The sequence below is a fragment of the Pseudomonas sp. TE24901 genome, from assembly GCF_054058375.1.
Genome location: NZ_JBSSAF010000018.1, coordinates 125,860 through 136,674, shown reverse-complemented (window position 1 = coordinate 136,674; position 10,815 = coordinate 125,860). Strand labels below are relative to the sequence as shown.

The following is a 10,815-nucleotide window of genomic DNA, read 5'->3' as shown; positions in this document are numbered from 1 at the left end:
CCCAACTTTTCTTGTGGGGTGGGGGGCGGCCCCCCCCCCCCCCCCCCCCCCCCCCCCCCCCCCCCCCCCCCCCCCCCCCCCCCCCCCCCCCCCCCCCCCGCTCCCACATTTGGACCTCAGTGTTCGTCGGGGCATGGAACTTGCTCATTCGATTTAGCCTTCTTTGCGGAGTCCCCCACCGTGCATCCCCCTCCCGGCACCCAGCGCATCGTCAAGATCCGCCGCGACTACAACACCTGGGTCGCCGACGAGACCATGGAAGACTACGCCCTGCGCTACACCCCCAAGTCCTTTCGCAAATGGTCGGAGCTGCGCATCGCTAACACCGCCTTGGGCGCAGTGTCGTTCCTGGCGCTGGAGGCCATCGGCGGCGTCTTGGCCTTGAGCTATGGGTTCACCAACACCTTCTGGGCGATCCTGGCCATCAGCCTGGTGATTTTCCTCACTGGCCTGCCCATCAGTTATTACGCCGCGCGCTACGGCGTGGACATGGACCTGCTCACCCGTGGCGCCGGTTTCGGCTACATCGGTTCCACCATCACCTCGCTGATCTACGCCAGCTTTACCTTCCTGTTCTTCGCCCTCGAAGCGGCGATCATGGCGCTGGCGCTGGAGCTGTATTTCCACATCCCGCTGGCGATTGCCTATGTGATCTGTTCATTGCTGGTGATCCCCTTGGTGGCCTACGGCGTGACCCTGATCAGCCGCCTGCAACTGTGGACGCAGCCCCTCTGGCTGTTGTTGCTGGTGCTGCCCTACGGCTTTGTTTGGTGGAAAAACCCCGACGCCTTCAGCGACTGGACCAGCTTTGTCGGGCGCAGCGGCGAAGGGGGCGGGTTCAACCTGCTGGCGTTCTGCGCCGCATGCACCGTGGCGCTCTCCCTGGTGACGCAGATCGGCGAACAGGTGGACTACCTGCGCTTCCTGCCGGAAAAAACCGCCGCCAACCGTAAGCGCTGGTGGGCCGCCCTGCTCTGCGCCGGCCCCGGCTGGATCATCCCGGGCGCGTTGAAGATGTTCGCCGGGGCGTTCCTGGCTTTTCTCGCCCTGCAACACGAAATCCCCATGGAACGCGCCGCCGAGCCGACCCAGATGTACCTGGTCGCCTTCCGCTATGTGTTCAGCTCGCCGGAATGGGCCCTCGGCGCCATGGTGCTGTTCGTGTTCATCTCGCAGATGAAGATCAACCTGACCAACGCCTACGCCGGCTCCCTGGCCTGGTCCAACTTCTTCGCCCGCGTCACCCACAGCCACCCCGGCCGCGTGGTGTGGCTGGTGTTCAACGTGGCCATCGCGCTGATGCTGATGGAGTTGGGCGTGTTCGATGTGATCGACCAGGTGCTGGGGCTCTACGCCAATGTCGCGATTGCCTGGATCGGCACGCTGGTGGCGGACCTGGTGATCAACAAGCCCCTGGGCCTGTCGCCCAAGCATATCGAGTTCAAGCGCGCGCACCTCTACGACATCAACCCGGTAGGCGTCGGTTCGATGCTGATCGCGTCGTTGCTGTCGATCCTCGCCCACTTCGGCCTGTTCGGTGCCCTGGCCCAGGCGGCGCCACCCTTTGTCGCGCTGGGCACGGCGCTGGTGATGGCGCCGCTGTTGGCCTGGCTGACCGGGGGCAAGTACTACATCGCCCGCACCAGCGATGTGCAGTTGATTCACCCGGTGGCGCCGGCCACCCACGCGGTGTGCGGGCTGTGCAGCAACCCATTCGAAACCGCCGACATGGCGTTCTGCCCGGCCTACAGCACGCCAATCTGTTCGTTGTGCTGCTCGCTGGATGCGCGTTGCGGCGACCGCTGCAAGCCTCACGCAAGGCTGGTGACCCAGTTCGAAGGCGTGCTGCGCTGGCTGCTGCCGAATACGATGATGCCGCGCCTGCACACGCGGTTGGCCCATTACCTTGGGTTGCTGTTGGCGCTGGTGTTGATGCTCGCTGGCGCCCTGGCCCTGATCTACGTGCAGGCTGCCCAGGGGCTGCCCCACTCGGAAACCTTGTATCAGGCGTTCTTCAAGGCCTTCCTGACCCTGTCGGTGTTGGCCGCCGTGCTCGCCTGGTGGGTGGTGCTCACCCGTGAAAGCCGTGGCGTAGCCCAGCAGGAGTCCGACCGCCAGACCCTGCTGCTGATGCAGGAAATCGACGCCCACAGCCTCACCGACCAGGCCCTGCAACAGGCCAAGGAAGCTTCGGAAGCGGCGAATGCCGCCAAAAGCCGCTATGTCACCGGGCTGTCCCACGAACTGCGCACGCCGCTGAACAGCATCCTCGGTTTCACCCAGATCCTGCAGCGCGACAGCGCCATGCCCGAGCAGCATCAGGACGCCCTGGCGACCATCCTGCGCAGCGGCTCGCACCTGGTGTCGCTGATCGACGGGCTGTTGGATGTGGCCAAGATCGAGGCGGGCAAGTTGCGCCTGGAACTCACCGAAATTCCCTTCCCGGAACTGCTTCACGACCTGGAACAGATGTTCACGCCCCAGGCCCAGGACAAGGGCCTGCGCTTTCGTCTGGATTGCGCGGGCAATATCCCGGCGGTGGTGCGCGGCGATGAGAAGCGCGTGCGGCAGATCCTGATCAACCTGCTCGGCAATGCGGTGAACTTCACCGACAGCGGCGAGGTGTGCCTGCGGGTGAGCTACAGGCGCGAGACCGCCAATTTTGAAATCATCGACACCGGCATCGGCATAGACCCGGAGCAGCTGGAGCGGATTTTCCAGCCGTTCGAGCGCGGCGACCTGATGCGCCAGGACAAGGGCGTGGGCCTGGGGCTGACCATCACGCGCATGCTCACCGCGTTGATGGGCGGCGAGTTGCGCGTCACCAGCGAACGGGACAAGGGCACGTGCTTCCAGGTGCGGCTGTTCCTGTCCCAGGTACGCGCGCCGCAGGCGGTGGTGCATGTGGAGCACGACATCATCGGCTATCTCGGTTCACGCCGGCGCATCCTGGTGGTGGATGACCACGTGGACCATCGCAAAGTGCTCAGCGGCATGCTCACGCCCCTGGGGTTTGAAGTGATCCAGGCCAGCAACGGCCAGGACGCGATCCGCCAGGTGGCGCTGTTGGCCCCTGACCTGATCCTGATGGACCTGTCGATGCCGACGCTGGACGGCTATGAGACCAGCCGCCTGATCCGGCGCAACGCGCTGTCGACCGCGCCGATCATCGTGATCTCGGCCAATGCCTTTACCGACGACCGCGAGCGCAGCCTCGCGGCCGCCTGCAACGACTACCTGGCCAAGCCGGTGCGCACCCCGGAACTGCTCGGGCGCCTGCAAACGCACCTGGGCCTGGAGTGGTTGCGGCGCACCCAAAGCCGCGTGCCACCTTCGCCGCCCAGCGTATTGCCCTGCCCCGAAGACCTCGCCGCCCTCGCTGAACTCAGCGCCATCGGCTATGTGCGCGGCCTGCACGAACGACTCGACACGATCCTCGTACAAACCCCCGACGCCGCGCCTTTCATCAGCAAAGTGCGCGGTTTGCTCAAGGGCTTTCGCCTGGATGAACTCAACCGAACCCTCAAGGAGGCCGTAGATGAATGCACTCACCCGCAGCACTGAACCTGGCGTGGTGCTGATCGTCGATGACACGCCGGACAACCTGGCGATGCTGTCCGACGCTCTCGACGATGCCGGCTACATGGTGCTGGTGGCCCTCGACGGCCTCAGCGCGTTGAACCGCGTACAGCGCCGCCGCCCGGACCTGATCCTGCTCGACGCGATGATGCCGGGCCTGGACGGTTTCGAAACCTGTCGCCGGCTCAAGGCCCAACCGGCCAGCGCGGATATCCCGGTGGTGTTCATGACCGGGCTGACCGACAGCAAGCATGTGGTGCAGGGGTTCGAGGTAGGTGGCAGCGACTACGTGACCAAGCCGATCCAGACCGACGAGGTACTGGCACGGGTGGCGGCGCATTTGCGCACCTCGCGCATTTTGCTGTCGGCGCGGGAGGCACAGCAGCCGAGTGTGCTGACGCTGGAGGATGAGCCGGCGCACCGCTTGTTGTCGGCGCGGTTTGCCCTGACGGAACGGGAAGTCGAGGTGCTGCGCTGGGTGGCGTGTGGCAAGACCAATCGGGATATCGGCGACATTTTGGGGTTGAGCCCGAGGACGGTGAACAAGCACCTGGAGCATGTGTATGTGAAGCTCGGCGTGGAGACCCGCACCGCAGCGACGTCAGTCGCGTTGGCTGCAATCTGAATGGGTGTGGGGCTTGTGTGGGAGCGGGCTTGCTCGCGAATACGGCGTATCCGTTGACATATCCTTGGCTGACCCACCGCATTCGCGAGCAAGCCCGCTCCCACATTTTGATCCTCATCGTGGCTGAAATCGTTATCCGCCAAAGGTTTGTGAGGGCCGGCGCAGTGTGGGATCGAAAGGGTTGATTCTTGGCCCGATTGCCGCCGCTTCGCGCTTGAGCAACTCCACCACCATCGGCAACCGGCTCGGCCCCAGCCGGTCGCTGATGGTCGCCACACTCAAGGCCGCCACCGCGTGGCCATCGCGGTTGAGGATCGGTACCGCCAACCCCGCCATGCCTTCCAGCACGCCGGTATTGCGCGCCGCATAACCCAGGGTGCGCACGTTCTCTACCTCCGAACGCAACAACACTTCGTCATACAGATGGAAGTCCTTGAGCCGTGGCAGGTTGTAGCGGATCACCGTTTCGCGCTCTTCCTCCGGCAAAAACGCCAGGATCGCCAGGCTGCCCTGCCCCACGCCCAACGCCACGCGCCCGCCGATATCGCCGGTGAAGGTGCGGATCGGGTACGGGCCTTCGCTGCGGTCCAGGCAGATCGCGTCAAACCCCGAACGCGCCAGCAGGAACAGCGAGTCCCCCAGCGATGCGCTGAGGCGCAACATGCTCGGCCGCACCAGGTCACGCAGGTTGCCGGTCTTGCCCGCATTGGCCGCCAGGGCGAAGAACTCCAGGCTCAGGCGATAGCGCTTGCTGCGCGCGTCCTGCTCGACCATGCCTTCGTCCATCAGGCTGCGCAGCAGGCGGTGGGTAGTCGGTTGGGACAAGCCGACTTGCTGCGCCAATTGCGTCACGCGCTCGCCGCCCTCCGGTACTTCACCCAAGGTACGCAACAGCGCGAACAGCCGGGACACCCCACCGACACCGACTTCCTTGGCGTTTTCGTTTCGTTCATTGGAATCCATAACAACAGATCTCTTAGTAAATTCCGGTGAGTGAATAAAAGTGAAAATAGTAGTCCGTTCAGTGAAATTCTATCTTTCGCCCATCCTAGTCTTCGTCCTAATCTGCGTCCATCAGGGGCGAAATGAACAACAACCGGCAGCCGACTAAAGATCGAGCGCCACCGCACCCGCAACACTCTTTTCGCATCTGCCCAAAACAACAAAGCGCGTGTCGACGCGACTTAAAAAAGGTGGAACGCAACCATGGCATTTCTCCAACTCAACGCCTTGAGCAAACGCTACGGCGCCGTCGATGCGGTGGTCGCCACCGACCTTGCGGTGGAAAAAGGCGAGTTCGTGTCCCTGCTCGGCCCGTCGGGCTGCGGCAAGACCACCACCCTGCAAATGATCGCCGGCTTCGTTGACGTGAGCGGCGGGCAGATCCTGCTCGACGGCCGCGACATCACACACGCCAAGCCCGCCAGCCGTGGCCTGGGGGTGGTGTTCCAGAGCTACGCGCTGTTCCCCCACATGAGCGTGCGCGACAACGTCGCCTTCGGCCTGAAGATGCGCAAAGTGCCCGCCGCCGAGATCGCCGCCAAGGTCAAGACCGTGCTGGAACTGGTGCGCCTGGCGCCCCACGCCGAACGCTACCCACGGGAATTGTCCGGTGGCCAACGCCAGCGCGTGGCCCTGGCCCGTGCCCTGGTGATCGAGCCGCCGGTGCTGCTGCTCGATGAACCGCTGTCCAACCTCGACGCCAACCTGCGCGAAGAGATGCAATTTGAAATCCGCCGCATCCAGTGCGCCGTGGGCATCACCACCCTGATGGTCACCCATGACCAGGCCGAGGCGCTGTCCATCAGCGACCGCGTGGTGGTCATGCAGGCTGGACGCGTGACCCAGGTGGATGCGCCCTACAAGCTGTACGAACACCCGCGCACGCGGTTCATTTCGGACTTCGTCGGCAAGGCCAACCTGCTGCCCGGCGACTTCGACCAACTGGGCGTGCCGCAAGTGCGTCATGAAAGCGGCCACGGCGAGCTGACCCTCAGCCTGCGCCCGGAAAAAATCCAGCTGGTGGACCCAGGTCACGGTCGCCTGCAGGGCAAGGTCCTCGACCGCTACTTCTTCGGCAGCCAGTGGCTGTACCGCATCCACACCCTGCTGGGCGAAATCACCGTGGTGCGCAGCAACGACGGCAGCGCGCCGCTGGGCTGCGGCGCCCTCGTAGGCCTGGACTGGCAGGCAGAGCTGCTGCGCGTGCTGGCCGCCGATGAGGTGCGCGCATGAGCCGGGGCTACCTGTTGTCGCTGCCGGCCCTGGCGCTGTTCACCGGGCTGCTGGTGTTGCCGCTGCTGATGACCCTGGTGCTGTCGTTCAACGTGTTCGACTACCAAGTGGGGGTGAAGGCGGATGAATGGACCCTGGCCCATTACCTGTCGCTGTTCAGCGATGCGTACTTCTACGAAATCTTCTGGCGCACGTTCTGGATCAGCGCGCTGGTGACCCTGTTGTGCGTGGTGATCGGCGTGCCCGAGGCCTACATCCTCAGCCGCATGGGCACCCCATGGCGTTCGATTTTCCTGATCCTGATCCTCACGCCGCTGTTGATCTCGGTGGTGGTGCGGGCCTTCGGCTGGAGCCTGTTGCTCGGCGCCGACGGGTTGGTCAACCAAGTGATCCAGGCCCTGGGCGGGCGCCCGATGAAACTGCTGTACACGCCCTTCGCGGTGGTGATCGCACTGGTGCACGTGATGCTGCCGTTCATGATCATCCCGGTGTGGACCTCCTTGCAGAAGCTCGACCCGTCGGCCGAACAGGCGGCGTTGTCCCTCGGTGCGAGCCAGGCCACGGTGATGCGCAAGATCGTGCTGCCGCAGGTGATGCCCGGTGTGCTGTCCGGCACCTTGATCGTGTTCGGCCTGGCCGCCAGTTCGTTCGCGATCCCCGGCCTGCTCGGCGGGCGTCGCCTGAAGATGGTCGCCACGGTGGTGTACGACCAGTACCTCTCGGAACTCAACTGGCCCATGGGCGCGACCATCGCGGTGGTGCTGCTGTTGGTCAACCTGCTGATCATGCTGAGCTGGAACCGCATGGTCGAACGCCGCTACAAAAAGTCCCTGGGGGTTTAAGCGCATGTCCAGAAACGGTCCTTTGGCCCTCGGCTTCCACGGCCTGGTGGTGCTGTTCATGATGACGCCACTGGTGGTGGTGTGCCTGGTGGCCTTCACCCCGGAAAACACCTTGAGCCTGCCCACGTCGGGTTTCTCCCTGCGCTGGTTCCGGGCGGTGTTCGAACGCGCCGACTTTATCCAGGCGTTCTATAACAGTCTGATCCTGGCCTTTACCGCCGCCAGCCTGGCAACGTTGATTGCCGTGCCGGCCGCCTTGGCCATCAGCCGTTATCAGTTCCCAGGGCGCAATTTTTTCAGCGCCCTGTTCCTGTCGCCGATCATCATCCCGCACCTGGTGCTGGGCGTGGCGATGCTGCGCCTGTTCGCCCTGATGGGCGTCAATGGCAGCTTCACCTGGTTGATGCTGGCCCACGTGGTGATCATCACCCCTTACGTGCTGCGCCTGGTGCTTGCGGCGGCCATCGGCATTGATCGCAGTGCCGAGCAGGCCGCCGAATCCCTCGGGGCCAGCCGCTTTACGCTGTTTCGCCAGATCACCCTGCCGATGATCCTGCCGGGTGTGGCAGGCGGCTGGTTGCTGGCGTTCATCAACAGTTTCGATGAGGTGACGCTGTCGATCTTTGTCAGCTCGCCGGCCACGCAAACCCTGCCGGTGCGCATGTACGTGTACGCCACCGAGTCCATCGACCCGATGATGGCCGCCGTTTCCGCGCTGGTGATTGCGCTGACCGCCGCCACCATGATCCTGCTGGACCGGGTCTACGGCCTCGACCGCGTGCTGGTGGGGAAACACTGATGGCTTTGTTCAAACGCTTGGCCGAGACCGGGCGCCCTGCCCTGGCCTTTACCCTTGACGGACAACCGGCGACCGGCCTGCTCGGTGACACCGTACTCACCGCCGTGCTGACCTGCGCCGAGCACCTGCGCGGCAGCGATTTCAGTGCCGAACGGCGCGCCGGTTTCTGCCTGATGGGCGCCTGCCAGGATTGCTGGGTACGGCTTGCCGATGGCCGGCGCGTGCGTGCGTGCTCGACCCTGCTGGAAGCCGGCCAGGCGATCAGCCGCGACCCGGGGCGCCAGCCATGAAGCCGGTGGTAATTGTGGGCGCAGGCCCGGCCGGCATCAGCGCGGCACGCACCTTGCTCGACCATGGCATCAAAGCGTGCCTGGTGGATGAAAGCGTGCGTGGCGGCGGGCAGATCTATCGTCGCCAACCGGCGAATTTCCAGCGCTCGGCCAAGCAACTCTACGGCTTTGAAGCGGGCAAGGCCGAGGCTGTGCACCGCACGATGGACGAACTGGCGCCCTTGATCGACTACCGCCCGGAAACCCTGGTGTGGAATGCCGAGGATGGCCGCCTGGACCTGCTCAATAACGGCCATGCCGAAAGCATTGAGTATGCGCAGCTCATCGTCGCAACGGGTGCCACCGACCGCATCCTGCCGGTGCCGGGCTGGACCCTGCCCGGCGTGTACAGCCTGGGCGCGGCGCAGATCGCCCTGAAGTACCAGGGCTGCGCCATCGGCGAGCGCGTGGCGTTTTGTGGCAGCGGGCCGTTGCTGTATCTGGTGGCTTACCAATACGCCAAGGCCGGCGCCCAGGTGGTGGCGGTGCTCGACTGTGCGCCGTTCAGCGCGCAGTGCCGTGCCTTGCCTGCGCTGCTCAGGCAACCGGCAACCTTGGCCAAGGGCATGTATTACCGCGCATGGCTCAGCGCCCACGGTATTCCGGTGCACCAGGGCGCGACGCTTGCGCAGATCGACGGTGAGCAACGGGTCACTGGGATTCGCTGGGGTTCGCGCACCCTGGAATGCGATGCGGTGGCCTTCGCCCATGCCCTGCGCAGCGAGACGCAACTGGCGGATTTGCTCGGTTGTGAATTCACCTGGAATGCCCTGAACCGCGCTTGGTTGCCGCAACGCGACAGCGCGGGACGCAGCAGCGTTAATGGGGTGTATCTGGCGGGCGACGGCGCAGGAATCATGGGCGCCGATGCCGCACAGATGGCGGGCGAGCGAGCGGCATTGGCGGTGCTGGAAGATTCGGGTATCGCAATTAATCAGCGCCGCACCGCCGTGCTCGAACAACAACTGGCCGGTATCCAGCGCTTTCGCCATGGCCTGGAAACCGCCTTCCCCTTCCCCGAACAGTGGGCGGCGCAGGCGCCGGACGCGTTGATCCTGTGCCGCTGCGAAGAAGTCAGTGTCGGCGACGTGCGCGCGGTGGTGGATGAAGGCCATTGGGAGATCAACCGGGTCAAGGCTCACTGCCGCGTCGGCATGGGCCGCTGCCAAGGGCGCATGTGCGGCTTGGCGGCAGCAGAGATCGTGGCCGAACGCAGTGGCCGGGGCATTGAGGAGGTCGGCCGGTTGCGTGGCCAGGCACCGATCAAGCCCCTGCCGTTTGGCGTGGAGGTGCAGCCATGATCGACGTGATCGTACTGGGCGGCGGGATCGTCGGCGCCTCGGCGGCCTTGACCCTGGCGCAAAAAGGCCAACGTGTCGCGCTGGTGGAGCGAGACTTTTGCGGCTCCCACTCCAGCGGCGTCAACTATGGCGGCGTGCGGCGTCAAGGGCGGCCGTTGCATCAGCTGCCGTTGTCGCAACGCGCCCATGAACTGTGGGCAGACTTGCCGGGGCTGATCGGCATCGACGGCGAATACGTGCGCTCCGGGCATTTGAAGCTGGCGCGCAGCCATGCCGATTTCGCCGCCTTGCAGGCCTACGCCGAGCAAACCCGGGGCTTTGGCCTGGGCTTGCAGCTGCTCGACTACACCGAGCTGCGCGCACGTTTCCCGTGGGTGGGCGATATCGCCGTGGGCGCGTCGTTGTGCCCGGAAGACGGCCACGCCAACCCGCGCCTGGTGTCGCCGGCCTTCGCCCGTGCGGCGCAACGCTGCGGCGCCACGGTGTACGAGCAGGCCGAAGTGGTCCGCATCGAACACGACGGCCGCCAGTTCCAGGTGAGGTGCGCCAATGGCCTGCAGTTGCAAGCGCCGTGGCTGTTGAATTGCGCCGGCGCCTGGGCGGGCACCGTGGCCGAACAGTTTGGCGAGCCGGTGCCGATCACCTCGGCGCACCCGGCCATGCTGGTGACCGAGCCGTTGCCGGTGGTGATGGACGTGAGCACCGGCGTGGAAGGCGGCGGCATTTATGCGCGGCAGGTCGCCCGGGGCAATTGCATCCTCGGCGGCGGTCGTGGCTTTGCCCTCGGCCCGCAGCAGGCCCGACCGGGGCAAGCGGCGGTGCTGGAGATTTTGCGCAATGCCGGCGAGCTGTACCCGTTTCTCAAAGGTGCCCAGGCGATCCGCACCTGGAGCGGCACCGAAGGTTACCTCCCCGATCATGAACCGGTGATCGGCCCCAGCAGCACCCAACCCGGCCTGCTCCACGGTTTCGGCTTTGCCGGCGCCGGGTTCCAGCTCGGCCCCGCCGTCGGTGAAGCCCTGGCAGAGATCGTCTGCACCGGGGCCAGCCGGCAACCCATCGAAGCGTTTTCCATCCGTCGTTTCCAAGCCTGAGAGGAAAAACA

The 10,815-nt window shown here is 65.0% G+C and carries 9 protein-coding genes; 8 read left to right on the top strand and 1 reads right to left on the bottom strand.

Features of this window, described 5'->3' with window-relative positions:
• The first annotated feature begins 180 nt into the window (after positions 1–180).
• Both ACVWVP_RS27945 and ACVWVP_RS27940 read left to right on the top strand, forming a co-directional pair.
• Positions 181–3,564 (top strand): ATP-binding protein, encoded by a 3,384-nt coding sequence (locus ACVWVP_RS27945; protein ID WP_178919747.1) that lies wholly within the window; start codon positions 181–183, stop codon positions 3,562–3,564.
• Positions 3,539–4,204: a response regulator gene (locus ACVWVP_RS27940; RefSeq protein ID WP_178919746.1), complete on the top strand. Its 666-nt coding sequence runs from the start codon at positions 3,539–3,541 to the stop codon at positions 4,202–4,204. The genes ACVWVP_RS27945 and ACVWVP_RS27940 overlap by 26 nt, the downstream gene beginning before the upstream one ends.
• A gap of 132 nt (positions 4,205–4,336) precedes the next feature.
• Here the strand turns inward: ACVWVP_RS27940 and ACVWVP_RS27935 are convergent, their stop codons facing one another.
• Entirely contained in the window at positions 4,337–5,167 is an 831-nt protein-coding gene (locus ACVWVP_RS27935; protein ID WP_178919745.1) for an IclR family transcriptional regulator, read from the bottom strand.
• A gap of 243 nt (positions 5,168–5,410) precedes the next feature.
• Between ACVWVP_RS27935 and ACVWVP_RS27930 the strand changes: the two genes are divergently transcribed.
• From ACVWVP_RS27930 to ACVWVP_RS27905, 6 genes are read left to right on the top strand one after another with little or no spacing between them, the layout of a single operon-like run.
• Positions 5,411–6,439, top strand: a complete 1,029-nt coding sequence (locus ACVWVP_RS27930) for an ABC transporter ATP-binding protein (protein ID WP_178919744.1) — start codon at positions 5,411–5,413, stop codon at positions 6,437–6,439.
• Positions 6,436–7,281, top strand: a complete 846-nt coding sequence (locus ACVWVP_RS27925) for an ABC transporter permease (RefSeq protein ID WP_176996544.1) — start codon at positions 6,436–6,438, stop codon at positions 7,279–7,281. The genes ACVWVP_RS27930 and ACVWVP_RS27925 overlap by 4 nt, the downstream gene beginning before the upstream one ends.
• A gap of 4 nt (positions 7,282–7,285) precedes the next feature.
• Positions 7,286–8,080: an ABC transporter permease gene (locus ACVWVP_RS27920; protein ID WP_457409211.1), complete on the top strand. Its 795-nt coding sequence runs from the start codon at positions 7,286–7,288 to the stop codon at positions 8,078–8,080.
• Positions 8,080–8,370, top strand: a complete 291-nt coding sequence (locus ACVWVP_RS27915; protein ID WP_457409209.1) for a (2Fe-2S)-binding protein — start codon at positions 8,080–8,082, stop codon at positions 8,368–8,370. The genes ACVWVP_RS27920 and ACVWVP_RS27915 overlap by 1 nt, the downstream gene beginning before the upstream one ends.
• A complete protein-coding gene (locus ACVWVP_RS27910; RefSeq protein WP_457409207.1) occupies positions 8,367–9,710 on the top strand; it encodes an FAD-dependent oxidoreductase in 1,344 nt (447 codons plus the stop codon). Before ACVWVP_RS27915 ends, ACVWVP_RS27910 begins: the two co-directional genes overlap by 4 nt.
• A complete protein-coding gene (locus ACVWVP_RS27905) occupies positions 9,707–10,804 on the top strand; it encodes an NAD(P)/FAD-dependent oxidoreductase (protein ID WP_178919740.1) in 1,098 nt (365 codons plus the stop codon). Before ACVWVP_RS27910 ends, ACVWVP_RS27905 begins: the two co-directional genes overlap by 4 nt.
• The last annotated feature ends 11 nt before the right edge of the window (positions 10,805–10,815 follow it).